The sequence below is a fragment of the Cupriavidus sp. YR651 genome (assembly GCF_900101625.1).
Lineage (GTDB): Bacteria > Pseudomonadota > Gammaproteobacteria > Burkholderiales > Burkholderiaceae > Cupriavidus.
This window is the reverse complement of sequence record NZ_FMYZ01000021.1, coordinates 36,617-62,049: the sequence shown is the minus strand read 5'-3', so window position 1 is coordinate 62,049 and position 25,433 is coordinate 36,617. Positions and strand designations below refer to the sequence as shown.

The 25,433-nt window shown below is 65.1% G+C and carries 24 protein-coding genes; 11 read left to right on the top strand and 13 right to left on the bottom strand.

Annotated features, from left to right (window positions below; translation table 11 throughout):
- The first annotated feature begins 39 nt into the window (after positions 1–39).
- Positions 40–2,565: a penicillin-binding protein 1A gene (locus BLR29_RS29875; protein ID WP_092143130.1), complete on the top strand. Its 2,526-nt coding sequence runs from the start codon at positions 40–42 to the stop codon at positions 2,563–2,565.
- 22 nt (positions 2,566–2,587) lie between these two features.
- Here the strand turns inward: BLR29_RS29875 and BLR29_RS29870 are convergent, their stop codons facing one another.
- Together BLR29_RS29870 and BLR29_RS29865 are read right to left on the bottom strand one after the other, a co-directional pair.
- Positions 2,588–3,505: a LysR family transcriptional regulator gene (locus BLR29_RS29870; protein ID WP_092143127.1), complete on the bottom strand. Its 918-nt coding sequence runs from the start codon at positions 3,503–3,505 to the stop codon at positions 2,588–2,590.
- A 108-nt stretch (positions 3,506–3,613) separates the two neighbouring features.
- Positions 3,614–4,297, bottom strand: coding sequence for a nitroreductase (locus BLR29_RS29865; protein ID WP_092143165.1), 684 nt, complete (start codon positions 4,295–4,297; stop codon positions 3,614–3,616).
- Between the two features lie 372 nt (positions 4,298–4,669).
- On the opposite strand from BLR29_RS29865, the gene BLR29_RS29860 reads away from it, so the two are divergent.
- The 4 genes from BLR29_RS29860 (at position 4,670) to BLR29_RS29845 (ending at position 9,224) form a co-directional block, all read left to right on the top strand.
- Positions 4,670–5,788: an iron-containing alcohol dehydrogenase gene (locus tag BLR29_RS29860; RefSeq protein WP_092143125.1), complete on the top strand. Its 1,119-nt coding sequence runs from the start codon at positions 4,670–4,672 to the stop codon at positions 5,786–5,788.
- Positions 5,782–7,170, top strand: a complete 1,389-nt coding sequence (locus BLR29_RS29855) for an amidase (protein WP_255371512.1) — start codon at positions 5,782–5,784, stop codon at positions 7,168–7,170. Before BLR29_RS29860 ends, BLR29_RS29855 begins: the two co-directional genes overlap by 7 nt.
- A gap of 30 nt (positions 7,171–7,200) precedes the next feature.
- Positions 7,201–8,085, top strand: a complete 885-nt coding sequence (locus tag BLR29_RS29850; protein WP_092143122.1) for a tryptophan 2,3-dioxygenase — start codon at positions 7,201–7,203, stop codon at positions 8,083–8,085.
- 65 nt (positions 8,086–8,150) lie between these two features.
- Complete coding sequence (locus BLR29_RS29845) at positions 8,151–9,224, top strand: glutathione S-transferase family protein (protein WP_092143119.1); 1,074 nt, start codon at positions 8,151–8,153, stop codon at positions 9,222–9,224.
- A gap of 67 nt (positions 9,225–9,291) precedes the next feature.
- On the opposite strand, the gene BLR29_RS29840 is transcribed toward BLR29_RS29845, so the two are convergent.
- From BLR29_RS29840 to BLR29_RS29815, 6 genes are all read right to left on the bottom strand, one after another.
- On the bottom strand, positions 9,292–9,756 hold the full coding sequence (locus BLR29_RS29840; RefSeq protein ID WP_092143116.1) for a YidH family protein: 465 nt from the start codon (positions 9,754–9,756) through the stop codon (positions 9,292–9,294).
- 45 nt (positions 9,757–9,801) lie between these two features.
- Positions 9,802–10,665, bottom strand: coding sequence for a hypothetical protein (locus BLR29_RS29835; protein WP_092143113.1), 864 nt, complete (start codon positions 10,663–10,665; stop codon positions 9,802–9,804).
- A 119-nt stretch (positions 10,666–10,784) separates the two neighbouring features.
- Positions 10,785–12,296, bottom strand: a complete 1,512-nt coding sequence (locus tag BLR29_RS29830; protein WP_092143110.1) for an arylsulfatase — start codon at positions 12,294–12,296, stop codon at positions 10,785–10,787.
- Between the two features lie 97 nt (positions 12,297–12,393).
- The gene (locus BLR29_RS29825; protein ID WP_218132732.1) at positions 12,394–13,392 is read right to left on the bottom strand and encodes a formylglycine-generating enzyme family protein; all 999 of its coding nucleotides are present in this window, start codon (positions 13,390–13,392) and stop codon (positions 12,394–12,396) included.
- A 168-nt stretch (positions 13,393–13,560) separates the two neighbouring features.
- A complete protein-coding gene (gene wrbA / locus BLR29_RS29820) occupies positions 13,561–14,187 on the bottom strand; it encodes an NAD(P)H:quinone oxidoreductase (protein WP_092143107.1) in 627 nt (208 codons plus the stop codon).
- A gap of 26 nt (positions 14,188–14,213) precedes the next feature.
- Entirely contained in the window at positions 14,214–15,164 is a 951-nt protein-coding gene (locus BLR29_RS29815; RefSeq protein ID WP_092143104.1) for a ring-cleaving dioxygenase, read from the bottom strand.
- Between the two features lie 276 nt (positions 15,165–15,440).
- On the opposite strand from BLR29_RS29815, the gene BLR29_RS29810 reads away from it, so the two are divergent.
- A complete protein-coding gene (locus BLR29_RS29810; protein ID WP_092143101.1) occupies positions 15,441–16,352 on the top strand; it encodes a LysR substrate-binding domain-containing protein in 912 nt (303 codons plus the stop codon).
- A 19-nt stretch (positions 16,353–16,371) separates the two neighbouring features.
- Here BLR29_RS29810 and BLR29_RS29805 read toward each other — a convergent pair whose 3' ends face one another.
- From BLR29_RS29805 to BLR29_RS29785, 5 genes are all read right to left on the bottom strand, one after another.
- Positions 16,372–17,223 (bottom strand): EAL domain-containing protein, encoded by an 852-nt coding sequence (locus BLR29_RS29805; RefSeq protein WP_255371511.1) that lies wholly within the window; start codon positions 17,221–17,223, stop codon positions 16,372–16,374.
- 154 nt (positions 17,224–17,377) lie between these two features.
- Complete coding sequence (locus BLR29_RS29800; protein WP_092143098.1) at positions 17,378–18,694, bottom strand: DUF1501 domain-containing protein; 1,317 nt, start codon at positions 18,692–18,694, stop codon at positions 17,378–17,380.
- A 19-nt stretch (positions 18,695–18,713) separates the two neighbouring features.
- Positions 18,714–20,309 (bottom strand): DUF1800 domain-containing protein, encoded by a 1,596-nt coding sequence (locus BLR29_RS29795; RefSeq protein WP_092143095.1) that lies wholly within the window; start codon positions 20,307–20,309, stop codon positions 18,714–18,716.
- A gap of 328 nt (positions 20,310–20,637) precedes the next feature.
- Positions 20,638–21,477, bottom strand: coding sequence for an oxidoreductase (locus BLR29_RS29790; RefSeq protein ID WP_092143092.1), 840 nt, complete (start codon positions 21,475–21,477; stop codon positions 20,638–20,640).
- Positions 21,478–21,608: 131 nt separating this feature from the next.
- Positions 21,609–22,553 carry a DMT family transporter gene (locus BLR29_RS29785; RefSeq protein ID WP_092143089.1) on the bottom strand — a complete coding sequence of 315 codons (945 nt, stop codon included), beginning with the start codon at positions 22,551–22,553 and terminating at the stop codon, positions 21,609–21,611.
- A gap of 99 nt (positions 22,554–22,652) precedes the next feature.
- Here BLR29_RS29785 and BLR29_RS29780 point away from each other — a divergent pair, with 99 nt between their 5' ends.
- The 5 genes from BLR29_RS29780 (at position 22,653) to BLR29_RS33070 (ending at position 25,413) form a co-directional block, all read left to right on the top strand.
- Positions 22,653–23,543, top strand: a complete 891-nt coding sequence (locus BLR29_RS29780) for a LysR substrate-binding domain-containing protein (protein ID WP_092143086.1) — start codon at positions 22,653–22,655, stop codon at positions 23,541–23,543.
- A 156-nt stretch (positions 23,544–23,699) separates the two neighbouring features.
- Positions 23,700–23,921: a DUF2188 domain-containing protein gene (locus BLR29_RS29775; protein WP_092143084.1), complete on the top strand. Its 222-nt coding sequence runs from the start codon at positions 23,700–23,702 to the stop codon at positions 23,919–23,921.
- An 80-nt stretch (positions 23,922–24,001) separates the two neighbouring features.
- On the top strand, positions 24,002–24,754 hold the full coding sequence (locus tag BLR29_RS29770; RefSeq protein ID WP_255371510.1) for a PTS sugar transporter subunit IIA: 753 nt from the start codon (positions 24,002–24,004) through the stop codon (positions 24,752–24,754).
- Positions 24,755–24,899: 145 nt separating this feature from the next.
- On the top strand, positions 24,900–25,283 hold the full coding sequence (locus tag BLR29_RS29765) for a DUF6697 family protein (RefSeq protein WP_092143078.1): 384 nt from the start codon (positions 24,900–24,902) through the stop codon (positions 25,281–25,283).
- Positions 25,284–25,290: 7 nt separating this feature from the next.
- Entirely contained in the window at positions 25,291–25,413 is a 123-nt protein-coding gene (locus tag BLR29_RS33070) for a hypothetical protein (protein ID WP_255371509.1), read from the top strand.
- Positions 25,414–25,433: the final 20 nt, after the last annotated feature.

Genomic DNA, 25,433 nt, shown 5'->3' with positions numbered 1-25,433 from the left:
CAGCCTGGCCGTGTGCCGCAGGCTCGACATGCCTGCGTCATGCGCCTGGATTCGATCAAGACATATCTCGCCCCCAGACTTGCGCCACTGCAGCGACTGCGCCGTCCCACCCGACGCGGCGTCTTCATTGCGATGGCAGCCCTCCCGGCGCTGTTTGCTCTCTACGTGCTGCTGCTGGTGCCGTTCACGCCGGGCATCAGCGACATCCGCAAGGCCAAGTCCGAGCAGCCGGCACAGGTCCTGTCCGCCGACGGCAAGGAACTGGCGGTCTACCGCTGGGCCAACCGCGACTGGGTCAAGCTGTCCGAGATCTCGCCGAACGTCGTGAACGCGCTGATCGCCACGGAAGATCACCGCTTCTATCAGCATCACGGCCTGGACTGGCGCCGCACGGCATCCGCGGCGCTGCACACGTTCTCGGGCGACCGCCAGGGCGGATCGACCATCACGCAACAGCTCGCGCGCAACCGCTACCCCGACGACATCGGGCGGGCGCCCACCATGACGCGCAAGCTGAAGGAAGCCATCACCGCGTTCAAGATCGAGGCGCTCTACTCCAAGGACGAGATCCTGGAGACGTACCTCAATACCGTGCCGTTCCTGTACAACGCGTTCGGCATCGAGATGGCGGCGCGCACGTACTTCGACAAATCCGCCGACAAGCTCGACGTGCTGGAAGCCGCCACGCTGATCGGCATGCTCAAGGGCAACAGCTACTACAACCCGGTGCTGAACCCGGAGCGCGCGCTGGAGCGCCGCAACATCGTGCTGGCGCAGATGGTCAAGCGCGGCAAGCTGGACGCCGCCAGGTTCGACGCACTGAAGATGCGGCCGCTGCGCATCGACTTCGAACGCCAGATCGAAGCCCCCGGCACCGCGCCCCACTTTGCACAACAGCTGCGCAAGTGGCTGATCGCATGGGCGGACCGCAACGACTACAACCTCTACACCGATGGGCTCGTGGTCCATACGACCATCGATTCCCGGCTGCAGGCCCTGGCCAACCAGGCGCTGACGCGCCAGGGGAACCAGCTGCAATCCATCGCCAACGCGGCATGGGCGCCGCGCGCGGGCTGGGCGGAAAGTCGGGCGCTGGTGCAGGCCTTCGTGCGGGAATCGCCTGAATTCCGCGCCGCCGTCGCGGGCGGCCAGAGCGAGGACGATGCGCTCAAGCACCTGCTGGCGAACAACGCGTTCATGCAGTCCCTGCGCCAGCAGAAGACGCGCGTGCAGGCGGGCTTCATGGCCATCGACCCCGCCACCGGAGAAATCCGCGCGTGGGTCGGCAGCCGCGACTTCACGGTCGATGCGTTCGACCATGTGGCCCAGGCACGCCGCCAGCCGGGCTCGACCTTCAAGCCGTTTGTCTATGGCGCCGCGTTTGCGCGGGGCGAAAGCCCGGAAGAGACGCTGATCGACCAGCCAGTGGAGATGAAACTGGCGGGCGGCGAGATCTGGCGTCCCACCGACGAATCGCCGGCTACAGGCCGCGCGATGAGCCTGCGCGATGGCCTGGTCTATTCGAAGAACACCATCACCGCACAACTGGTGCAGACCGTGGGACCCGAGCGCGTGGCGCGGCTGGCCCGTGCGATGGGCGTGCGCGAGAGCCGGCTCGATGCCGTGCCGTCGCTGGCGCTGGGCACCAGCCCGGTCACGCTGAAGGAAATGGTCAGCGCCTACGGCACGATCGCCAACGGCGGCCAGTATGTCGCGCCGACCATGGTCACGCGCATCGAGGACCGCGAGGGCAAGGTGCTGGCCCAGTTCCGGCCGTCGTCTCCGGAACGCGCGCTTTCGGCCACGGCAACCGAAACGCTGGTCGACGTGATGCGCGACGTCATCGACCGCGGCACGGGCACCGCCATCCGCACGCGCTACGGCATCCGCGCCGACGTGGCGGGCAAGACCGGCACCACGCAGGACAACGCCGACGGCTGGTTCATCCTGATGCATCCGCAACTGGTGGCCGGCGCGTGGGTCGGCTTCAACGACAGCCGCGTGACGCTGCGCAGCGACTATTGGGGCCAGGGCGCGCACAGCGCGCTGCCAATCGTCGGCGACTTCTTCCAGCGCTCGCTGCGCGCACGCGTGATCGACGCCCGCGCACGCTTTGCCGAGGCCGATGAAAAGACGTGGTACTCGGCCATCACCACCCAGATTCGCGGCTGGTACCAGTCGCTCTTTGCCTCCGGCAAGAAGGAAGAGGCCGTCACCTCACCGCGCCCTTCCCCGCGCCGCCCGGTGTTGCCCGCAACCGAGGCGGACGCGATGCCGCCGGCGGGCGCATCGTCGGCAACCGCCGACAACAGCATGGCCCTTGATCCGGGCGAGACGGCGGAAGCCACGCCGGATGCCGGGCACGAGCCCGCACCAGCCGTGACCGCATCCGCACCGGGCGCACCCGCCACGCTTGCGCCGGCGCCTTCGACTTCAACGGCCCCTTCGGCCAACTCCGCCGCACCCGCCGTGCCGGCGCCACCGTCCACGTTGACGCCACCGGCGCAACCGGCGGACAGCGCCGCGACTTCGTCGCCCAACACCTCTCCCGCGCCCGTCCGCTAACTCCCCCGGGCGGCCACGCCGCCTAGGCGGGAAACGGGAAGCGCGCGTCGAACGCGGCGAATCGCTCCTGCAGGAATTCGATCAGCCGGCGCTGCCGTAGCGCCGGATACCGGCTCTGCAGGAACACCAGTTGCAGTGGCATCGGCGGCTCCTGGTACCACGCGGGAAACAGCAGCACCAGCCTGCCCGCCTCCACGTCCCCGGCCACGTCGAACCAGCTCTTGTAAGCCACGCCATGGCCCGCCAGCGCCCAGTCGCGGACGATGCCGCCATCATCGCTGCTGCGCCGGCCGATCACTTCCACCTCCAGCCACGCGTCGCCCGAACGGAACGGCCAGCGGCTGCGCGGCTGCCCACCCGGCGACAACACCACCACGTCATGCGACGCCAGTTCCTGCGGATGCGTTGGCGTGCCAGCGCGCGCCAGATAGGCCGGCGCCGCCACGGCGACGCGGCGCAACGTGGTGAGCTGGCGACGGACCAGGCTGGAATCCTCCAGCCAGCCCACGCGCACGGCGAGATCGATGTTGCTGCGATACAGGTCTGTGATCGAATCGCCGATCGACAACTCCAGCGAGACCTGCGGATGCATGTCGAGGAATTCGTCGAGCCAGCCGCGCAGCCAGGTGCGCCCGAGATCGGACGGCGCGGTCAGGCGCAGCGGGCCAGCCAGGGCGTCGCGTTGCTCGGCCAGCGCCCCTTCCCCTTCCTCCAGCGCGGCCAGCGCCTTGCGTGCGGCGTCCAGAAAGACGCGGCCCTCCTCAGTCAGGCGCATGCGGCGCGTGGTGCGGGCAAACAGACGGGCATTCAGGCGCTGCTCCAGACGGATCAGCGCCGCGCTGGCGGTGGCCGCCGTGCGGTCAAGTTCGCGCGCCGCCGCGGAAAGGTTTTCCAGCTCGGCGGTACGCACGAACAGCCTGAGATCATCGAGGGAGTACATGAGGCGGGAATCCGGTCAGCGCGCGCACGCGCGGTGACCGTCATTATGGAGGATGGAGGACTCCCGCTTGCCGCCGGCCGGCGTCGCATGGTGCGCCGGTTCTGTGCTCTAGTGGTCGACGAACGAGACGAACTCATCGAGTTCCAGCTTGTGCAGCGCCATGTTGTTCTCCGGCATGCTGTTGTCGGCGTAACCGAGCGACATGCCGGCCACCACCATCTCTCCTTCCGGAATGCCGAGGCCGGCACGGAGCACTTCCGATTGCAGCGACCAGATTTGCTGCGGACAGGTATCCAGCCCGCCGGCGCGCGCAGCGAGCATGATGTTCTGCAGAAAGCAGCCGTAGCAGAGGAAGCTGGCCCATTCCAGGCGCCGGTCCATCGTGAAGATGAGTCCCACTGGCGCATCGAAGAACCGGAACTGACGTTCCACGTCGCGCCTGCGGCCGACGATATCGCTCCTGGCCACGCCCTGCGCATCGCCGAGCATCCCACGGAACGTATTGAAGCGGGACGAATACGGCGCCGGCAGCTCCTTCGGAAAGAACGGGTACTCGGGCGCCAATGTCTCCGGGCTCGCGCGATACGCGTCGACCGCCGCATCGACGATCTTCGCGCGCGCTTCACCGGTCAGCACATAGCATCGCCAGGGCTGCGTGTTGCTTGAGCTCGGCGCGTACTTCGCCACCGACAGGATCTCCCTGAGGGTCTCCATCGGCACTGGCCGATCGAGGAAGCCGCGCTTGCTTTGGCGTCCGCGAATCAACGCTTCGGTGAGTTGAATCGTATCCATGTTGGCTGTCTCCATTTTCTGTCTCCGTTCTCGTGGTGGGGGTCGTTATGGTGGAAAAGATCATAGACACATCCCCTGCCTTGCGAAGCGGGAAAAGCTTGCAAGCTTCGTCCGAGAACGATGAACGATCCAGCGTGACAAGGCTCCTTGCGAGGTGCCGTGCGCGAGGCGCGAACACGCGCCGAGGGTTTACCTGAGTGACCTCGCATGCCTGGCATGTCGGCTGCAAACCCGCGTCACTCCACGCATTGCGGGCGTCCAATTTCATGAACGGTACGTTCCCGAATGCCGCGCGCACGGCCGAATCCAGATCGCCTATCTTCTCACTCGAGATCGAAGCATCGATGGCACACGAGACAATGGAGTGAGTGGATGAACCAGTTGAAATGCTTGCCGCAGGAAGAGATTGTCTGGGGGCACGACATCCTGAAGACCGTCGCCGCATCCATGGGCGACCACGGCATCAGCCGTCCGATGACGTTCACGGTGGAGTTTCTAGAGGGATTGAATCGCGAGTATTTGCAGCCGGGCATTCGCGATGGGGTGGGCACCTTTACCAACCTGCCGCCGCATGTGCCCGACTTCGCGGTGCGTGACGGCCTTCGTGCCTGCATCGAAAGCAATGCGGGATCGATTGTCGCGCTGGGCGGCGGCTCCGTGCTCGACGCCGCGAAGGCGGTTTCCTACGAGCATTTCAAACAAACCGGACGCTATCTCCCCATCGCCGCGTTCCCGACAACCTTGTCCGGATCGGAGTTCTCGCACTACTTCGGCGTGACGGAGACAGATGGCCCGCAGAAGTTCAAGCGCAGCTACGCCGTGCGCGAAACGACGCCCACGCTGGTGGCCATCGACCCACGGCTGATCGTCGACACGCCGCGCGCGTTGCTGCTGAGTTCGGCCATCAAGGGAATCGATCACGCAGTGGAAGGCATGCGCAGGGTCGACGTGGATCATCCCCATGCGATCCTGGCGGCCAGGGGCGTGGAGCGCTTCCTCGCCGTGCTGGAGAAGTGGCCGCGCAACCTCGAGACTCGCGAGGCCATCGAGCGCGGTCTGGTCTCGGCAGACGATCTGCTGCAGCTTCAGCTCGCCGCGTGGCAGTGCTACTTCTATCCCGCCTCGGTGATCTATGGCCTGAGCCATCGCATCGGGCACATCCTCGGCGGCACGTTTGGGCTGCCGCATAGCGTGACATCGTGCGTGACGCTGGCGCCCGTCATTCGCGCCTGTGCCGGCGCCTATGGCCAGAAGTTCAAGATCTTCTCGCCGGACCATGACGGCCAGACAGCGGCCATATCCCTCGCGAACCGGATCGCGACCGTGGTGGAAGCGCTGAATTTGCCCAGCCGGCTCAGCACGCTCGATTTCGACCGGGCGAAGCTGCCCGAGGTGGCCGCGTTGCTGATGCAGAACTACCCCTCCGAGGTCGGCGACCTCGGCGACGACGCCGGCCGGAAGCTGGAAGCCCTGCTGGAGCGCCTGTGGTAACGATCGATCTACAGCAGCCAGCCCGTACTGCCACGCAGGCGACGGGCCTGCGCAAGACGCTCCGTGCCCTTGCCGCACGGCGGATCACCGCCACCGCGCTGACGGAGCAGGCCCTCGAAGCGGCGGAGGCCAGCAAGCGCTCCCTCAACGCGTTTTCCGCCATCGACTGGGATCGTGCGCTGAAGGCAGCTGCGGAAAGCGACCGCCGCTATGGCGAAAACCGGCAGCGCCCGCTCGAAGGGCTGCCTATCGCCATCAAGGACCTGATCGACACGAAGGGCATGGAAACCCGGTACGGGTCGGCTGCCTATCTCGGCAATCTGCCCGCTGCCGACGCCGATATCGTGAGAGCGCTGGTGGAGCGCGGCGCCATCATCATCGGCAAGACCACGACCCACGAGTTCGCGTGGGGCGTGACGACTGCCAGCGCCAGATTCGGCGACACCCTGAATCCGCTCGACCGCTCGCGCATCCCCGGTGGCTCCAGCGGCGGTGCCGCGGCGGCAATCGCGCACGGTGCCGTGATGGCGGGCGTGGGGACCGATACCGGCGGTTCGGTCCGGATTCCCGCTGCACTCTGCGGCGTCGTCGGCTTCAAGCCGACGCTCGGCACGCTCTCCACACGTGGCGTGTTTCCGCTGGCGCCGTCTTGCGACCACGTTGGCCTGCTCGGCGAACAGGTCGACGACGTGGTGATGCTCGCGGAAGCCCTTCACATCGAGGTTCCCGAGAGCGACGCGTGGCTTTCCGCTCGCCTCGGCGTGATCCGCGAGATCGCACCGGTGCCGCTGAGCCCGGATATCGCGGCCGCCTTCGATGGCGCCATGCAGCGCCTGGCGCAGATATTTGCGTGCGTGAACATCGGCACCTCTGGCCTGTTCGATGCCGTGTTCGATGCCTTTGCGAGCATCGTGCTGATCGAAGGCGGCATCGAGCACTTCCGTCGCAACGACTGGGACCGCATCGCCACGCACTACAACCCGGAGACCGTCGACCGGCTGAAGCGCGCGGAAACCATGGATCTGCGCGCCTATGCGGCGGCCCAGCAGACACGGCGGCAATTCACGGCGAGGCTGCATGAGGTGATGTCGACGGTCGACTACCTCGTGCTGCCCACATGCCCATGCATCGCACCGCATCTCGATGCCAGCAACGTCAGCATCGGCGCTTGGACCGGCACGGTCCGCGAGGCGCTGATGACCTATACCGCGCCGTTCAACATCGCGGGATTTCCGGCCATCTCGATTCCCTTGCCGACCGGCGACCACAGCCTTCCCGCGGCATTGCAGATCGTCGCGAGGCCCGGCGACGACGGCGCGCTGCTGCAGATCGCGCAACAGATGGAGCAGATGCTGCAAACGGTCGCCACCTGCGAGCCCTGACAGACGTACCCCCACAACGAGGAGACAACGATGAACGAACCCGTCAAGAATGCGTGCCCGGCACCGGCCGGCGCGTCGACCGGGCAGACGCCCTACAGTGCGTGGATGCACACCGACGTGCTCCACTCGCTGCAACATCCGGTCAGCGATCACCCCGGAGAGCATGCGTGGATCGTCTCGGTGCAGGTGTCCGAGCTCTACTGGATGCTGATCATCAAGGAACTGCAGATCGCCCAGGCGCAATTGCGCGCCGATGACCTCACGCAGGCCTGCCGGACGCTGCGGCGTGTCGTCGCCCATCATGAGCCGCTCAATGCCACGTGGCGCTCGATCGCGTGGATGACGCCGACCGATCTGCTGTCCATCCTGTCGCGCGCGGTGGCGACGTATGGCAAGGACACCGCGCTGCAGGGTTGGACGTATCGGCAGATGGTCTACCTGCTCGGCATCAAGCAAGCGGAGCATCTGCAGCACTTCACGCCGCAGCCCGAGCGCTGGAAGCAGCTCAACCAGGCGCTGGCCGAACCGAGCCTCTATGACGACGTGCTCGCCTATCTGGACCGCAACGGCTTTGCGGTGCCGGCGGCGATGCTGGATCGCGATTTCGGCGTGCCTTACGCGCCGAGCAAGGCCATCGAGAAGGTCTGGCGCGATGTCTACGCCGACCCGAACGAAAACCGGGAGCTTCAGCAGCTCGGCGAGACGCTGGCCGATATCGCCGAGGGATTCTCCACCTGGAAGTATCTGCACCTGATGGCCACACGCCGCACGTTTGGCGGCCGGCCGGCCTACTTCGGCACCGAGGGCGTTGCGTGGCTGGTGCCGACCATGGACGAGATTCCGTTTCCGGAACTCTGGTCGGCGCGCGGCTTCATCGGCGACCCGCCTGCGGTGTGTCCGCACATGCACAAGTAATGGGACGCGCGATTCGCGGAATCCTGTAAGCCAACCGCCAACCATTTAGCCAGGGGAAGCCAGCAATGAGCAATGATCAGGGGATAAAAGAACTCGCGGCGGGTGCCCGCGCCGCCATGGCCGATCCCGCGCGGATCACCATCGTGGGCCATGACGCGAACCCGCGTTTTGAACTGTTCCACGCGGCCAGTTCGCTGTGCTCGCAAAAGGTCCGCACGGTGCTGTTCGAAAAGCAGCTGCCGTATCGGTCGAACGATATGAAGATCCTGAGTTCGATGGGTCCGGACGGCGTCGTTCCCGCCGAGCACTACCACCCGCCCTACGTCCGTCTGCGGCTGATCGCCGGCCGGGAAGTCGGGCGGGCGTTTGTCAGCGGCTATAGCGGGCGCACGTCGGTGGAGACCGAGGGCTTCGATCCCTGCACGGTGCCGTTGCTGGTGGATTACGAAGCCGGCCGCGTGATCGCGGACTCGCAGCGGATCTGCTGCTATCTGGACGCGGTATCGCGCGATCCGGTTCAGCTACTGCCGGACGACGCCGAGGCGCGTACCGCGGTGATGCGTCAGGTGAGCATCGTCGACCGGATTCCGAACGGCACGCTGCTCTACGGCTTTCATCCCGACGCCGACCTGCGCCCCGATGCGCTCAAGACGGTCATGGAAACGGTCTACGACTACAAGATCATGGCGCTCGAAACCATGATCGCCGCCAATGCCGGGGATGCGAAACTGGTTGCCGCCTATCGCGCGAAGATCGCGAAGGAACGCGGCGGCAAGTCGGTCTGCCACGATGCGACCTTTCAGCGCGTCACTCGTCAGCACGTCGCGAATCTGCTGAAAGAGCTGGACGGTACGCTGGGTTCGGCAGCGGGGCCCAAATCGGGTCTCGATTCAGGGCCCTATCTCGCGGGCGCATCGTTCTCGCTTGGCGATGTGCTGTGGGGCGTCAATCTGGTGCGGCTGGCGTATCTGGGGCTGGCGTCGATGTGGGACGACCTGCCCGATGTCGCACGCTATGTCGATGCGCTGGTCAGGCGGCCATCGCTGCGCAAGGAAGCGCTCCAGGCCACCATCGACGCCATGCCGCCATCGCGGTATATGGATGCCCTGGCAGGCTGCGGGGGGACGGTATCGGCGTAGTCTTCCGAGTGAGCCCCTGCCTGATGACGGCACCTGCGCTGCAGGTACTGTGTTGACGCAGGGGCGATCATGCGTCCACCATCAGGGAAGCCAGCGCAAACGCGCCGAGCACGGCCACGATGACGGCAACCCAGTACGCCAGATTCCACTGTGGCAGCATGCCCTCGCGGTGCAGCGCACGCACGCGACGCCTGTGCTGGATCACCGCCGCGATCAGGGACCCGGTGCCAACCAGCACCATGGCGATCCCCACCACCGTCGGCGACCAGGTGTTGCCAAACCGACCAACCAGCGGCGCGCCCCGCTGGCTTTCCAGATACTGGAAGAACTTCGCCAGCGTGAAGCCAAAGCTGATCATCGACAGGGAGGTGCGCAGCCAGGCCATCAGCGTTCGCTCGAAGGCCAGGAAAGTACGTTCGATGGCAAGCGAAGTCGCCGTCGCCGGCGATTGCTTGTTTTCGTCAGCCCTTGAATCGCGCTTGGCGTCCGACGTCGGCGCGACTGCGGGTTCGCGGTCGGCAGGGAGGGTCATGGTGGGGACCTCAGGCTCGTTCCGAGTCGCCTTGCGCGCGGCTCGTCAAGGAAAGTCAGGGATGGATCGCGCACGGCGGCGCTGCCATTTCACGTAGGGAAGCGCCACGCCCGCGCACAGAATCAGGTAGAGGATCAGGGTCGGGGCAAACTGTTCCCCGGGATAGTTGGCCGACGCGACAGCCATGGCGATCGCCGGATGCCGCGAGGCCGTCGACAGCGCCAGCACCGAGGCGTGCTCCCGCGCCGGCCCGCCCAGCATGTGGCCGACGAGCAGGCCCAAGAGCACGAACGCGATGATCGCAAGCACCGTCCCATGCCCGGTGACCGACCAGATCGCGCGCCATGTGCCCGCCAGCAGGGCCAGCACCCCCGCAGCCAGCAGCCCGTTGGCCACGCGGCGCACGGGCACGAGCAGTGCTCGCGCACCACGAGGCGCCAGCTTCGAGAACAGCAATCCGGCCACCAGCGGCGCCACCACCATGGTGAGCACGATTTTTACGATGGCGTCCGGCCGCATGGCCAGCGGCTGTGCGAACACCAGGTCGAGAAGCGCGACCCAGAGCGGCACCGTGACGATCGCACCGAGCCCGAGCAGCAAGAGCAACGCCAGCCCGTACGATGTCGCGCCGCCGGCCTTCTTCTCCCTCGCCGGCAGCAGCGGTGGCACCGGCGAAATGGCCAGCGCGACCAGCACTACGCCAGTGGGCTGCGGCAGGTCCAGCAGCTTGACGCAGACGATCACCACCACTGGCACGATCACCAGCACGGCCAGGAGCGAGCGCAAGAGCAATCCGGGACGAATGGCGAGGTACAGCACGTCATCGCGCGTTGCCTGGAGGCCGTAGCTGAATACCGTCCCCGCGATTGCGATGTGGAACGCGAAAAGAACCAGGGTCTTGACGTCCATGGCGTGTCCTGGCGATGCCGGGCCCGGGGAGATGTCCCGAAGGACACCGCCCCGGCCGGCACCGGCATGTCGCCCAATTAGCGCCCGAATAGCGGCCAATCAGCGCCAGAAAGGCGCGGCTAACGCTGCCCGCCGCCGGCTGAGTCCATCATCTTCTCGATCACCTGGTCCACACCGAAGCTCGCCGCCTTCTGTCTCGGCGGGAATGCCTTGAACGTCTGCAGGAATTCGGCCACGCCGGCCTGCGCCGGCACGAGGATGAATACGTGGTCGAGCAGCCAGTCGTAGTAGGTGTTGGACGTGATGTCCGCCCGCTCGTAAGGGTCCGTGCGCAGGTTGAACACCTTGGGCACGCGCAGCGTGACGAGCGGTTCGGCCCAGATCCGCAAGGTGCCGGGCGTGCGCTGTTCCATGAAGACCACCTTCCAGTTGTCATAGCGCAGGCAGGCAAGGTCACCATCGTCGGTGAAATAGAGGAAGCCCTTGCGCTCCGGCTTCGCGGCCTTGCCGGTCAGGTACGGGACCAGGCTGAAGCCATCGAGATGTACCTTGAAGGTCTTTCCGTTGGCCTTGTGTCCCTTCTTCAGCTTTTCCTTGACTTCGGGATCGCCTGCCGCGTCGACAATCGTGGGCAGCCAGTCGAGGTGGCTGACGATCTCGTTGCACACCGTGCCCGGCTTCACGACACCCGGCCAGCGCACCATGCAGGGCACGCGGTATGCGCCCTCCCAATTGGAATTCTTCTCGTTGCGGAACGGCGTCATCCCCGCGTCCGGCCAGGAGTTCATGTGCGGGCCGTTGTCGGTGCTGTACATGACCATCGTATTGTCCGCAATGCCCAGCTCATCGAGCAGCGCCAGCATCTCGCCGATCTGCTTGTCGTGCTCGACCATGCAATCGTGGTACTCCGACTGCCATCGCCCCGCCTGGCCGCGGATGCGGTCTTCGATATGCGTCCGGAAATGCATGTGCGACGTATTGAACCAGAGGAAGAACGGCTTGCCCTCCTTGTGAGCCTTCTGGAGGAACGCCTTGGCCGCCTTGAGGAATTCGCCGTCGAGGGTCTTCATCCGCTCCTTGGTGAGTGGCCCGGTGTTCTCGATCTTCTGGCCGCCCTTGCCGTCAGACCAGCAGTGCAGCACACCGCGCGGGCCGAACTTCTTCCTGAAGTCGGGAAACTCCTTGGCATCCGGGTAATCGGGCAGTTCCGGCTCCTCTTCCGCATTGAGGTGATACAGGTTGCCAAAGAACTCGTCGAAGCCGTGCATCGTCGGCAGATGCTCGTCGCGGTCGCCGAAATGGTTCTTGCCGAACTGGCCCGTGCTATATCCCAGGTCCTTGAGCAACTCCGGGATATTCGGGTCCTCGGCGCGCATGCCCAGTTCGGCGCCTGGCAGACCCACCTTGGTCATCCCCGTACGCAGCCCGCACTGTCCGGTGATGAACGACGCGCGCCCCGCTGTGCAACTCTGCTCCCCGTAGTAATCGGTGAACAGCACGCCTTCCTCGGCAATACGGTCGATATTGGGAGTGCGGTACCCCATCAGGCCCTTGGTGAAGATGCTGAGGTTGGACTGACCGATATCGTCGCCCCAGAGGATCAGGAAATTCGGCTTCTTCTTTTCTGCCATGACACTCTCCTTTGTATCGAAGCCACCGTCATCGGTAGCGGATCTCCCGAGGGCCGGTTGCTGACAGGTCACGCCCGGGGTTCTTCTCGTACCTTGCTCAAGCGGGCGAATCTCCGCGTATCACGCAACGAAAGCCCAAATGGCATGTGGACGTGTCGACGGCCTGCGGCATTCTCGCGGCGGGCCGATAGCGCCTGCAGTAGTTCGGCGCGCACAGGTATGACCCGCCCTTCATCACCTTCCGTGGAATCTGAATCTGCGGTGTCAGTGGATCGACGCTAGCTTCGAGGGCCCCGCCGCGCGGGTTGTCCAGCGTGCAACAGGCCTTCACGATCTTGCCGTGGTCCTGGTACCAGTCGCTCGTCCACTCCCACACATTGCCGGCCATGTCATAGAGCCCGTAGCCGTTCGGGGCGAAGGAACCCACCGGCGCGGTCCACTCGTAACCGTCCTCCAGCAGGTTCTGCCAGGGAAACTCGCCTTGCCAGGTGTTAGCCATATGCTTGCCGCGCGGGGTAAATTCGTCGCCCCATGCGAACTCCGCGCCATCGAGCCCGCCGCGCGCGGCGAACTCCCACTCGGCCTCGGTCGGCAGGTCCTTGCCGGCCCAGGTCGCATACGCCATGGCGTCCTGGTAGGCGATATGCACGACGGGGTGGTCCCAGAGACCTTTGAGCGAGCTGGACGGCCCGCGTGGATGTCGCCAGTCGGCGCCGGGGGTGTAGACCCACCAGTTGTAGCGATCGCGCAGATCCACGCGATGCGAGGCCTTGGCAAACATGACTGAAGAGGGTGCGAGCATGTCCGGCAGTGCGCCCGGATAGTCTTCCGGGTTAGCGGGACGCTCGGCCAGCGTAACGTGGCCCGTGGCGTCGACGAAGCGCCTGAACTCGGCGTTCGTCACCGTGTGGCGATCCATCCAGAAGTCGCGAACGCTGACCTTGTGCGCCGGCGCCTCCTCGGGATAATGGCTGTTCGATCCCATGAGGAACGTGCCGCCGGCGATGGGCACCATATTGGCGGTCGGGGTCGACGCGTTGACCGAGCGTTGCTCGGCGTTCAACTCGCTCGCTATGTTCAGTGATCGATTAGCCATACATGACCCCGCGAGTCAGGCGTAAAGCCATTCATATCGACTGAACCATCCTATACCATGGCCCGATGCGTGCGCGGGCTGTTACCGATTGCGGGCGCGGCACATGATCGGACTGGCGGGTGTCGCGGCAGTGTCGCCACTAGCGCGACACTGCGCGAACGATGCGCGTCAGGCTGCCACGGGTTCCTGCGCGCAATGCAAGGAACGCGCGACGCTCGTTACCCTGCGGCCCTGGAAGCGGGCAACCGCCAGGTGGTCTTCATCGGGCTTCACCGCGTCGAGCTGCGAGACATGGGTGGCGCCATAGGGCGTGCCGGCCTTGAACATCGCGGCGTCGGCATAGCCCAGCGGCACGATGATCAGGCCCAGGTGCGCCATCGGCGTATAGATCGACAGCAGCGTGGATTCGTTGCCGCCGTGGCGCGATGACGTGGAACCGAAGACCGATCCCACCTTGCCGTTCAGCTTGCCCTGGAACCACAGGCCACCGAGCCCGTCGATATAGGCCTTGAGCTCCGTCGAGATCGAACCGAATCGCGTCGGCGTGCCGAACACGATGGCATCGGCCCACTCGGCGTCGGCCTCGGTCGGCGCTTCGTATTTGGCATTCATCTCCGTGGCGTTCTCCAGCCAGCCCGGCGCCTGACGCATGACGTCGTGGCCGACAACCTCGCGCGCGCGCCGCATGCGCACTTCCGCGCCGGCCGCGATGGCCCCTTCGGCCACGGCCTTGGCCAGCAATTCCGTCGAGCTGTTGCGCGAGTAGAAGACGATCAGTACTTTGGGTTTCTGCATTTCTGGTCCTGACAGCGTGAATACGGTTAAACGGAGATGGGTTCGAGGCGGCCGAGCAGTTCGTCCTTGCGATCCACCAGCCAGGGCGGGAGCTGGAATTCCTCGCCAAAGTGGCCGGGTTTTTCGTCGATGGCGAAGCCGATATCGGTGGTCGCCGCCTCGAACATCACGCCGCCCGGCATCTTGAAATACATCGAACGGAAGTAGTTGCGGTTCACCGACTCGGAGGTGTCGATGTAGCCCAGCGCCATGAACTTTTCCTTGAGGATCATTTGCTGGTCCATGCTGTCCACCGCGAAGGCCACATGATGGATCGTGCCTTCGCCATAGACCGACGACCCCTGGAGCCGGTCGGGCTCATGCTGGAACTCGACGACCATGCCGGGGCCGCCGGTGTGCGTCTCGAAGCGGTAGTAAGGCCCCGACTGACCCACCTGGCGGAAGCCGATGGCTTCGCTCATGAAGCGGATCGATTCCTCGACTTCGCGCAGCGACAGCGTGATGCTATGCACACCCCGGATTGCACAGGCTTCAGGAATGTCGCTCGCCATGCAGGCGGGGCGCATATCGAGATCCGTCTCGACGAGGTCGAACTCGATGCCGCACGGATGATGGAACCGCTGGCGCCGCTCATCAAACCGCTCGGTGATCTCGGTGTCATACGCGATGTTCATCGCATCGAAGCGGTTGCGCCAGAACGCGAGCGAGCCCCTGGGGACCGAGTAGTTGATGACCCTGACCTGGCCCGAGCCGGGGCGCGCCATCACGCCGCGCTGGCGGAACGGAAACGAGGTCACCAGCGTGCCCGGATCGCCGTTCGCATTGCCGTAGTACAGGTGATAGATCGGATCCTCGCCATCAAGCAGAACGGTCTTCTTCACCAGGCTCTGCCCAAGCAGCTTGACATAGAAATCCACATCTTCCTGAGCGTGTCTGACACCCGCGGTCAGGTGATGAAATCCCTTGATCATCGACATTGTCTTCTCCACTTTGAATATTGACGTACCAGAAAGAGACAGCGTGGGGGGCCGCTCTGGTGCGACAAGCTTAAGCGTTCAATATCGATTGGGAAGCCGTCATAACGTGTACGCAAGGTTCGGCAAAATCGAACGATCGCGGGCCGTGCGAGGTGGCGTGCACCAAGGTTTGCCCGGATGGCACCGTGCTCGGGGCGTGGAGTATGATCGGGCCCCAATTACAGCCCCCACCACAGCCGTTGCCATCGCCGGCAATGGCCCGTGCGCCCCCATGCAATGCTGGATCTGAAGGACGTCTATTTCTTCGTACAGGTGGTTGACCGTGGCGGATTCACCTCGGCCGGCGAGATGCTGCGGCTGCCGAAGTCGACGCTGAGCCATCGGGTCAAGGAACTGGAAGCGTCGCTGGGCGTCCGGCTCATCAACCGGACCTCGCGCCAGTTCGCCATGACCGAGGTGGGCCAGGAGTTCTACCAGTACGCCATGGCCCTGCTGCGGAGTGCCGAGGTTGCCGAAGAGGCCATGCGTCAGCGGCTTGCGGAACCGAGCGGCATCATCCGCGTCACGACCGCCGCCGAGATCGCGCAGTTTGCGCTGCGCCACGTGCTGCCCACCTTTCTCTCCAGCCACCCCAAGGTGAAGATTGTCGAATCCGCGACGGACCGGATGGTGGATATCGTGGGAGAGGGATTCGACCTGGCGATCCGGGGCCATACCGGCCAGCTCCAGGACTCCAATCTGGTCCAGCATCCGCTAGCCAAGGCGCCGTGGTTTCTCTTCGCGGGGTCGGAGTATCTGGAAAGGACGTCGCAGCCGGAACAGCCGGAAGATCTGGTGTCCCACTCGATCATCTCCATCACCGGCAAAGGGGCGCAACAGTGGCAACTGCAGGGGCCGGACAATCGTGTGGTCACCGTGCCGATCGATCCGAGATTCCAGAGCAACAGCCTGATTTCGGTGAAGGAAGCCGCCTGCGCGAACATCGGCATTGCGGCCCTGCCCGGATATATCTGCCAGGCTGAACTGAAGGACGGCACGCTGCGGCAGATCCTGCCTGACTGGATGGCCGCCGATGCCCGCATCACGGCCCTGATTCCGTATCGCACCGGCCTGCTGCCGGCGGTACGCACCATGGTCGACTATCTGGCGGTGGTGCTGCCCAAGGTGACGGCTTTCGACCGGAACTGAATCGGGCGATCCGTCGCGGCTACTCCCCGGAGCGCAGCCGACGTGCGGGCGAGCCGCCGCAAGGCGCCTCCACGGCACCACCGGGCAGCACCTCGATGGGCCCCGAACGCAGGGCGCGCAGCGAGGCTTCGGACAGCGTCAGCGGCGGTTCCGCCGTGGGCCGCGCCAGCAGATAGCCTTGCGCATAGTGGATGCCGAGATCACGGCAGATAAGCAGGTCGGCTTCCTGCTCGATGCCTTCCGCCACCAGCGCGGTGTTGCCGATCTTTGCCAGCTGGCACATCGCACGCAATGCCTCCAGCTGGAACGGCGACGACACCACGCCATCCACCACCACGCGGGCGATCTTGACGTAGTCGGGTTTCAGCGCGATCCACTGCCCGAGGTTGGCATGGCCGGTGCCGTAGTCGTCCAGCGCGAACTGCGCACCCCGGCCACGGATCGCGGCGACAGCTTGCGCCAGCGTTTCCAGCGAGCCGAGCGGCGCCTGCTCCGTCAGCTCGATCACGATGCGGTCGGTGGTGAGGCCCTGGCTTTGCAGGAACGCCCTCACCTCCTCGCGGGAACCGTCAATCTCGCGAATCGAATCGGCGCTGTAGTTCAGGAAGAGCTTGCCGGGCAGCCTGGCGCGCATGAACGCGGCGATGGCGATGCGCGAGGCCAGCCGCTCCAGCCGGACCAGGCAGCCCGCGCGCGCCGCTTCCGCGAACAGCGCGATGGGACTTTCCAGCGGCGTGCCGGCGGGGCCGCGAATCAGCGCCTCATATCCCATCACCTCGCCAGTGGCGAGTGACCCGATCGGCTGGAATACCGGCCGCAGGCGTTGGTGTTCGAGGCAATCGGCAATAGAGGGCGTCAGAGGTCGCGACAAGGCTTGCACTCAAACTGGCTGTGGATCGTGCTGTGGGCGAAAGCCACTCCCACCGCTGACTAACGGCGCGATCACGCCCCGACTTGAGCCCCCACTTGCCGGGGGTATGCCCCGGATGCCTCGCGCGCGCCCTGACAACGCGCGCAGGACGCGGTCAGACCAGCCCGATATCGCGCGGCCGGCTGCCCGGAAACACTTGCGCCAGGCGGCTCTCGTCCAATCCATACAGACGACGGAACACACCGCCCAGGATGGCCCGGTAGTCGTTGAGCACCGGCCAGTCGCGGTTCTGATTGAGCGTCGACTGCGACACGGCCACCTGCTCGCCGACGATGCGCCCGCCACGCACGGCACCGCCCGCCACCCAGTACACCGTGCCGTGTCCGTGATCGGTGCCGCGCGTCCCGTTCTCGCGGAAAGTACGGCCGAATTCGGAGATCACGACGACCGTGGTCTGGCGCCAGGCCGGCCCCATTTCCTCGGCGAAACCGGAGAGCCCCCGCCCGAGGTTATCCAGCAGGTTTGCGAGTTGCCCCTGCGCGCCGCCCTCGTTGACGTGGGTATCCCAGCCGCCCACATCGATAAAGCCGACGTTGAACTTGTCGCGCATCAGGCCAGCCATGCGGCGCGCCTCCTGCTCGAATCCGCGCGCGCTCAGGGACCGCCGGTTGGCCGCCTGCATCTCCTGCATCCGCCCCGCCATCGATTCGCCGCCGGCCTGCATCGCGGCCTCATGCCGGCGCATGGCTTCCGCCTGCTCCGCCACGGTCTGCCGCAAATCGAAGCCCTCGGCGATCAGCGACTCAAAGCGCGTGCCCTGGTACATCTGCGCGAGCAAGCTGGTTTGCCGCGCATCGAACGGCGTGCGGCCGGGGCCCTTGAGCGATACGTTCGGCACGCTGAGACCACCGGACAACACCATCGGCAGGCCATCGGTGAAGGCGACGGGCGCCGCCTGTCCGCCCATCGACTGCGCGAGCCGGTTCAGGAAACCGCTGCCGCGCGGCACGCCGCCGGCGTGGGCATCGCCGGACAAGCCGGCTTCGATCCCGTCCTGCGTCTCGAAATGGCTGCGCGACATGTCGTCCGTGCCCGCAAAAGGCACGAAAGCCAGTTCCTGACGCTGCCACAGCGGCAGCACCGTCGCGCCCAGCGCGGGATGCAGCGCCCACGTATCGACGCCCTCTCCACTCCCCGACCTGGGCAACGAGAGCGACAAGGCCGCTGCCGGGTCCGGTGTGCTGTCCGGCGCCACCGGCCGGCGGATCGCGATATTGGGTCGCGACGCGTAATAGAAATCGCTGCCGGCAGGCACCAGCACGTTCGCCGCGTCATAGCCACCGCGCAGGAACACCAGCAGGAAACGCGCATCGGCCTGCGCGGGCATTGCGAACACGCGCGAAGTCACTGCCGGCAGCGTCAGCGCCAGGCCCGCGCCACCCAACGTCCTGAGCCAGTTCCGTCGATTCATTGCCCGCTCCTATGCGCCGTCATCGTTGCATCCATTCCGGCGAACTCAGCAACACCGCATTCCACTCCCCCTGCGACGCGGCCTGCGCCAGCGCATCGCGCGTGCCGGGGCTGAGCGTTGCCTCGATGGTGTCGTAGAACATGCGGCTGTTCGGCACTGGGAATCCTCGCCGCGTGGCTGGCTGGCCATCCTCTCCGGCGAACAGGCCGGCCGGACCGCTACCGATCGCACGTGCGATCTCGAAGCGCCGCACCATCTGGCCCGAGCTGGCCCAGGCGCTTTCCATGGCCGGATAGCCATCGGGCGCCACGTGGCCATAGAGCGGCTCGCCCAGCTGGTTGAGCCAGTTGACCACCGGCCGCAGGTTCGTGACCGGCCGCCCGTCGTAGGCCAGCCGCATCGATGACACCACGAACACCATCGGGTCCTTGAACTTGCGGGTGCCCGCCGCAGGCAGGCGGTCGAATTCCTTCGACAGGAACAGCGTGGTCAGCACCGCGCCGATATCGCCATCCGTACGGACGAATGTGCCGGCCATGCGCTCCACCAGGGCCGGCGGCGGACTGTCGGCAAGGAAGTAGGTGGCGAGCTTGGCCGAGATGAATCGCGCCGTGGCCGGCTGGCGTGACAGGATCGCCACGGCCTGCTCCACTTCGGCAAAGCCTGACGGATCGATGCGCTGGCCCAGCAGCGTCTTCGGGCCAAAGTCATGCCGGTTCGGGTTGAACTCGAACAGCCCTTCGCCGCGATACAACCCCGCCCGCGCCGGCCCCAGCCGGGGCGGCTCGCCGCGCAGGTTGACGCCGACGCCGGTCAGCACCCGCGCCAGCTCCTGGACGTCCTGCTGCGTGTATTGGGACCCGCTGGGCCCGCCGGAGACACCGAGCGTGTGCAACTCCATCAGCTCGCGCGCGTAGTTCTCGTTGATGCGATTGACGGCGCTCTGCGCATTGTCGAGATACAGGAGCATGGCGGGCGCGGTGACCGTGGCCATGACCAGGTCGCGGAACTTGCCCAGCGCGCGCGGGCGAATCACCTTGTCTTCGTAGTCGGGCAGCGCCAGCCGCACCTGCCCCTTGCCGGCATAGACGCTGAAATGATTCATCCAGAACCACGTCATCTGCTCCCGCAGTTGCGCCGGCGAGTACAACGCGCGAAGAAGGTGGCGGCGGCCGGCATCGATCACCAGATCGCGCCCCTGCCGGTTCAGGGCCTGACGCGCCTGCTGGCGCTCGGTCTCGTCACTGAGCGCGGCGATGCGCTGGCGCTCGGCGCGCAGGGCCTGCTGGCGCGCCAGCGCGTCGGACTGGCTGACCGGCAATGCCGCGATGGCGGACGCCAGCGCCGGTGGATCGGCCACGGGCAGCGTCAGCTGTTCCTCCAGGTAGCGCTGGCGGCCGATCGCCTGCAGCCGCTGGACGCTGGCCTGGTCGGCACCGAAGCTGATCGTATTGAGCCAGCGCAGGTCCACGGCGGACAGGCTGCCTTTGGCACCTGCAGCGGCGGCGGCATCCGGGGACAATGCGGGCTGCGCACATGCCGCCAGCAACAGCGGCAACGCGAGCCACGACGCCAGCCGCTGGGTCCAGCGTGCCCGAGGATTGGGGTGAGCCATGTGGGAAGGCCTCTCGCATGCAACCGGGATGCCGGTTTGACGCATAAGCACGCGGATGGTTGACAGCACGATGCCGTCGCCCAGTTACAAAAACTTTCCCGCCAGACACTTCCCTCGCGACATCGGGATGAAAGCCCAGCAAAAACAACGATTTGCGGGCACCTAAGACCTGCATGCATGGCTTGACGTTGCGGCCTGGGGGCCACTCAGGCGCCGGTAGACCCGGCGCGCAGGATTCATGCTGCGGTGCACCCCGCGCCGACGCCGGTCAATCCAGATCTTCTCAGCGGTTGTGCCGGGCAGCATGGGCCGGCCCGACACTGCGCCATCACGAAAAATCGGTGCTTCTGGAAATGGCCTCGGAGGCGTGAAGCTCCTTATCCAGCGCCGCTCGCCTCGCCGTCACCAGATCGAAGGCATCGTTGCCCAGCAACAGGTGGATCGGCGGGTTTTCACGCTCGACCAGCGATAGCAGCACGGCAGCCGCCTTGGCGGGATCACCTGCCTGCTTGCCGTTCCGTGCCAGGCGGCCCTCGCGGAGCCGGTTGAACACGGCATCGTAATCATCGATGCTGCGTTCGGCGCGCACCATGGAACGCCCCGCCCAATCGGTGCGGAACGAGCCCGGCGCCACGGCGGTCACCTTGATGCCGAAACCGCGTACCTCGGCGGCGAGCGCCTGCGAGATGCCCTCGAGCGCAAACTTGCTGCCCGAGTAATACGTAATGCCCGGCAGGCCGATATGACCGGCCATCGACGTAATGTTGATGATGTGCCCCGCCCGGCGGCGACGCATGCCGGGCAGCACCGCCTTCATCATCGCCACCGCGCCGAACACGTTGACATCGAACTGCCTGAGTAGATCGTCAAGCGACGATTCTTCCATCGTGCCCTCGTGACCATATCCGGCGTTGTTCACCAGAACGTCGATGGGCCCGTATTGCTCGATGGCCTTGTCGACCGTGGGCGCGACAGCAGCGAGGTCGGTGACATCCAGCACCACGCCGTGCGCGCGGTTCTCGTGCAGCCGACCGAATTCGATCCGTGCGGCCTCGGTCCTCACGGTGCCGAGCACGGTATGGCCGGCCGCCAGCGCGGCTTCGGCGAAGGCGCGTCCAAATCCGGAACTGACGCCGGTGATCAAGAACACCCGATGATGATTGCCCATGGCACTCCCTTCCCACTTCATTGACGACTGAACTTGCGGCTACGGCCGTGTACTCCAATCTAGGCGATTCCGATTGGCGCTCGAATACATCGACGAGACAAACAGTTGTGCGCGGCAGGTACAAATGGCGTTCAGTTGGCACTTGCGTCAACGATGGTTTGGGGCGGAGCCGTCGGCTTTGCCACAGGGCCTTCCGGCGTTGCGGGCCCCCGACGCTGCAGCAGGTAAACGCCGCCAAGGATGGTGGCCATGGCGACCACATCGACGGGATGCAGCGGCTCGCCCGCGACCATCGTTCCCATCAGCAGCGCCACCACGGGCGGGATATAGGTAACGCTCGATGCCGCCAATGCGCCAAGCCGGCCGACGATGAAGTAGTACAGAAGGTACGCGAGCCCTGTGCCGCACAGGCCAAGGCCAAACAACAGGCCGATCGATGCCCGCCTGTCGTCGATCACGCGCGTGATGCCGTGGAAGTCGGTAATACATGCAATGACCACGAGCGCAAAGCCGATCTGCCACGTCGAAAGTGCCAGTGGCGACATATCGAGGTTCGACAGGAAACGCCGCGCGTACACGAACGAGCAACCGACGCTGAGGGAACCCGCGAGCATATAGGCCACGCCAACCGGATCCACGCCGGCATCGCTCGCACGCCACGGCTGCGCAATCAGCAGCACACCGACGAATCCACCGACGATGCCGACCAGCATCCGTGTCGTCGGGCGCTCCTGCCGCAGGAGTATCCAGGCGCAAACGAAGGAAACAAGTGGGATGGCGCCACTCAGCATGCCGGCGACGCCCGAGGCAAGAAGCGAAGAGCCCTTCGCGAAGGCGTAGTAGTAGATCACCGTGGCCAGCAGGGCCATCACCATGAAGTGGTGCCCATGCCGCAAATGGCGCCATTTCAGCGCACCGGTGAGCAGCGCGCACGCCAGGAGCGGCAGGAATCCGAACAACACGCGCAGGAAGACGATCTGGCTGGCGGACAGGTAGACGCTGGCCCACTTCATGAACAGGAAGTTGGTGCCCCAGATGAGGCCAAGCGCGGCAAAGGCGAGATGAGCGGGGTTCATGGCGAGGCATCGGAGGGCAATGACATGACCTCATTGTGGTGACGCCGTCGATCGGGTACAAACGATTAAATTTGCCCGATGAAATAGAAAAACTACGCCATGCGCCCCATCCCTCCCTTGAAAGCCGTGGTAGCCACGGAAGCTGCCATGCGATGCGGCAGTTTTACTCTGGCCGCCGACGAACTCGGGGTCACACCGGGCGCAGTGGGCCAGCAGGTCCAGAAGCTCGAAGACTGGCTTGGCGTGGCGCTGTTCGTACGGCAGATACGTCAAGTGACGCCGACTGCGGAAGGACTGGCATACATGGCGCAAATCCAGCCTGCGCTTGCCGAGATCGTACATGCGAGCCGTCGCTTGCGAGAACGCAAGCACAAGGCCGTGCGGCTCTCGATGCCGCCCAGCTTCGCCGCGAAGTGGTTCGCGCCGCGCATGGCGGATTTCCTGCAGGCGCATCCGGGCATCGCCCTGAACCTGAGCACCTCGACCGCGCTGGTGGACTTCGAACTCGATGCCGTGGATCTGGCAATCCGACACTTCGACGGCCTCGATCCCCAACTGTCGGTGCAGTTGCTTTGCCCGGATGAGGTGCGCGCGTACTGCAGTCCGGCGTACGCGAGGAAATGGCGGCTGAAGCGGCCCGACGATCTTCAGTCGGCGACCTTGCTGCACAACACGCTGCATCCTCACTGGGCAGCCTGGCTGGCGCGCTTTGGCAAGCTCTCCGACGGGCAGATCGAAGCGATCGCGGGCATCCAGTTCGATCAGTCGCTGATGGCAATCGAGGCGGCAGTGCGCGCGCAGGGCGTCGTGCTGACGAGCGCCATCCTCGTCGAGACCGAGATCGCCAACGGATTGCTGGTCGATCCGTTTGGCAAGGCCATGCCGCTATCTCACGGGTACTACCTTGTGCACCCGAAGTCGGCGCAGCTTCAGGCTGGCGAACTGGCGCTGAAGCAATGGTTCGCCAGCAACATGACGATGGAAAACTGACGCGCGGGCCGCCCCACGCGGGCCAGGTGGCATCACTTCCCCTTTACGTCTTTTTGATGTGTTCGCTGTGCCCTGATACGGCAACTTGATTCCCCTCCCTCTACCATTCAGTCATCGATCTATTCTTCAGTAGTGATTGTCCGGTTCTGGAGGTCTATGACGACACAGATACAAGTTGTCCCGTATCGCGATGGCTGGGATGTGATTCACGAAGGCGCACGTTACGCCGACTCCCATCACGCGGATCGCGAGGTTGCTGTCATGGCCGGGACGGTGTTGGCACGGGGCGAAGGCGCGACGCTGGTGACCTATGACCGCGCCGGCCGGGAGTGTGGGCGGGTGGATTACGCCACACGTGCTGTGGGTGCACTGGCATGACTTCCTTGTCGCCCGAGCGACGACCTTTGCGCGAGCAGGCGGATACGCTTCGCCCCCTGCCGCCGGTGCGTGCGGTGACGATGCATATCGTCGTCGATGTCCTGCACGCCGTGCCACTGCGCCAGGCCCTGACAAGAGACTGCAGCGGGCAGTCATGGACCATCAGCCTTTCCTTGCTGCCCGGGGGCTCGCGGATGCGTCTTTCCCTGACCCTGCCGCGCGTGGTCATCCCCAATGCCCTGCGGCGTATTCGCGACGTGGCACCAGGCGCGGAATTCGGTCACGTGGTCGAGATTCCTGAATCGCCGTCTGGTGCATGGATGGACCTGGTTCATGGCACGCGTCCGAAGCCATGGCCCAGTGCAGACGATTTCCGGCCCCGATCGCTTGGCGAGATGCTGTGCGAAGCGCATGTGGCACTTGACCTGCATGCGTCGGACCAGCCTGAATTGTTTCGCCAGGTCGGTGCGCTCGCCGCGCAACGTTTCGGCCTCGACGCAGAGGCCGTGACGGCGGCCCTGGCGGAACGGGAAGCCCTTGGTTCCACGGGGCTCGGTCAGGGGATCGCCGTACCGCACGGCCGCGTTCGAGGTCTTCCGCAAGCATTGGCTTGCTATGTACGTACCCGGGAACCCGTCGCGTTTCATGCGCCAGACGGCCGTGGCGTCGACAACCTGGTTTTCATCCTCTCGCCGGAATGGGATAACAACGCTCACCTGCACTTGCTGGCCAGCGTCGCACAGTACTTCTGCGATGCACGCTTCCGCGCGCTACTGAGGGACTGCCCGGACGCGGCTTCCGTTTGCCGGCTCTTTGCCAGCTACCGCTTCTGATTGCTCGCCCCCGCGTGGCGGGCGAGGAAAGATACGGGCCGTTGATTCTCCACGCCCCAGCTTCTTCGTGGCATTTATGCCGATCTCGATATCGTCTCTGTCCTGATGCTGCTTTTTCCAGTGCGCATCTGTACGGAGATCATTCATGTTTGAGATTGGCAAGGAATACACCCGCGAGCATATCCACACAGTCTGCGGCGGTAGCAAGCAAGCGTTTCTTCCTACAAAGAACGGCAAGGTGGTGGCGGTATGTCTGCGACCGGACCTCAACCCTCACGCCCCGGAGGCCATTCTTTGCAGCAGTGGCGCAGCGGCCCGCGCCGCCGGCAGGACGCTGGCCACGCAGTCGGAAGCCATCCCGGTATTCGTCAGACGGGAGACCGACAAGTACCACTATCTCGGCCAGTTCACTGCAGCGGAGTCGCTAACGTCGCCGCTGGCATGCGCGCCGTATGTGGTCAACAGCGGCTTTACGCTTGGGCAGATTTCCCGCGTCATCAAACTGAAACCGGTAACCACCACGAAATGAGGCATTCATGCCGAGGCAACTGACGGGTACGGCGGCTCCCCATGAACGCCACGGCCACACGCATGGCTTCCGGTATTACTTCACCGTGTCAGCCTGCCTCGTTGCCATCGGCATGCTCTACGTTCTGTAACGCGCAGTGCCGCGCGTGCC

What these genes read in the sequence shown, in the direction of transcription:
- BLR29_RS29830 (WP_092143110.1), bottom strand. Translation starts at nt 12,296, where the DNA reads ATGGCAGAAAAGAAGAAGCCGAATTTCCTGATCCTCTGGGGCGACGAT.
- BLR29_RS29785 (WP_092143089.1), bottom strand. Translation starts at nt 22,553, where the DNA reads ATGAACCCCGCTCATCTCGCCTTTGCCGCGCTTGGCCTCATCTGGGGC.
- BLR29_RS29860 (WP_092143125.1), top strand. Translation starts at nt 4,670, where the DNA reads ATGAACCAGTTGAAATGCTTGCCGCAGGAAGAGATTGTCTGGGGGCAC.
- BLR29_RS29780 (WP_092143086.1), top strand. Translation starts at nt 22,653, where the DNA reads ATGCGCCCCATCCCTCCCTTGAAAGCCGTGGTAGCCACGGAAGCTGCC.
- BLR29_RS29865 (WP_092143165.1), bottom strand. Translation starts at nt 4,297, where the DNA reads ATGGATACGATTCAACTCACCGAAGCGTTGATTCGCGGACGCCAAAGC.
- BLR29_RS29795 (WP_092143095.1), bottom strand. Translation starts at nt 20,309, where the DNA reads ATGGCTCACCCCAATCCTCGGGCACGCTGGACCCAGCGGCTGGCGTCG.
- BLR29_RS29850 (WP_092143122.1), top strand. Translation starts at nt 7,201, where the DNA reads ATGAACGAACCCGTCAAGAATGCGTGCCCGGCACCGGCCGGCGCGTCG.
- BLR29_RS29810 (WP_092143101.1), top strand. Translation starts at nt 15,441, where the DNA reads ATGCTGGATCTGAAGGACGTCTATTTCTTCGTACAGGTGGTTGACCGT.
- BLR29_RS29800 (WP_092143098.1), bottom strand. Translation starts at nt 18,694, where the DNA reads ATGAATCGACGGAACTGGCTCAGGACGTTGGGTGGCGCGGGCCTGGCG.
- BLR29_RS29790 (WP_092143092.1), bottom strand. Translation starts at nt 21,477, where the DNA reads ATGGGCAATCATCATCGGGTGTTCTTGATCACCGGCGTCAGTTCCGGA.
- BLR29_RS29825 (WP_218132732.1), bottom strand. Translation starts at nt 13,392, where the DNA reads ATGGCTAATCGATCACTGAACATAGCGAGCGAGTTGAACGCCGAGCAA.
- BLR29_RS29840 (WP_092143116.1), bottom strand. Translation starts at nt 9,756, where the DNA reads ATGACCCTCCCTGCCGACCGCGAACCCGCAGTCGCGCCGACGTCGGAC.
- BLR29_RS29815 (WP_092143104.1), bottom strand. Translation starts at nt 15,164, where the DNA reads ATGTCGATGATCAAGGGATTTCATCACCTGACCGCGGGTGTCAGACAC.
- BLR29_RS29875 (WP_092143130.1), top strand. Translation starts at nt 40, where the DNA reads ATGCGCCTGGATTCGATCAAGACATATCTCGCCCCCAGACTTGCGCCA.
- BLR29_RS33070 (WP_255371509.1), top strand. Translation starts at nt 25,291, where the DNA reads ATGCCGAGGCAACTGACGGGTACGGCGGCTCCCCATGAACGCCACGGC.
- BLR29_RS29770 (WP_255371510.1), top strand. Translation starts at nt 24,002, where the DNA reads ATGCATATCGTCGTCGATGTCCTGCACGCCGTGCCACTGCGCCAGGCC.
- BLR29_RS29870 (WP_092143127.1), bottom strand. Translation starts at nt 3,505, where the DNA reads ATGTACTCCCTCGATGATCTCAGGCTGTTCGTGCGTACCGCCGAGCTG.
- BLR29_RS29775 (WP_092143084.1), top strand. Translation starts at nt 23,700, where the DNA reads ATGACGACACAGATACAAGTTGTCCCGTATCGCGATGGCTGGGATGTG.
- wrbA (WP_092143107.1), bottom strand. Translation starts at nt 14,187, where the DNA reads ATGCAGAAACCCAAAGTACTGATCGTCTTCTACTCGCGCAACAGCTCG.
- BLR29_RS29835 (WP_092143113.1), bottom strand. Translation starts at nt 10,665, where the DNA reads ATGGACGTCAAGACCCTGGTTCTTTTCGCGTTCCACATCGCAATCGCG.
- BLR29_RS29845 (WP_092143119.1), top strand. Translation starts at nt 8,151, where the DNA reads ATGAGCAATGATCAGGGGATAAAAGAACTCGCGGCGGGTGCCCGCGCC.
- BLR29_RS29765 (WP_092143078.1), top strand. Translation starts at nt 24,900, where the DNA reads ATGTTTGAGATTGGCAAGGAATACACCCGCGAGCATATCCACACAGTC.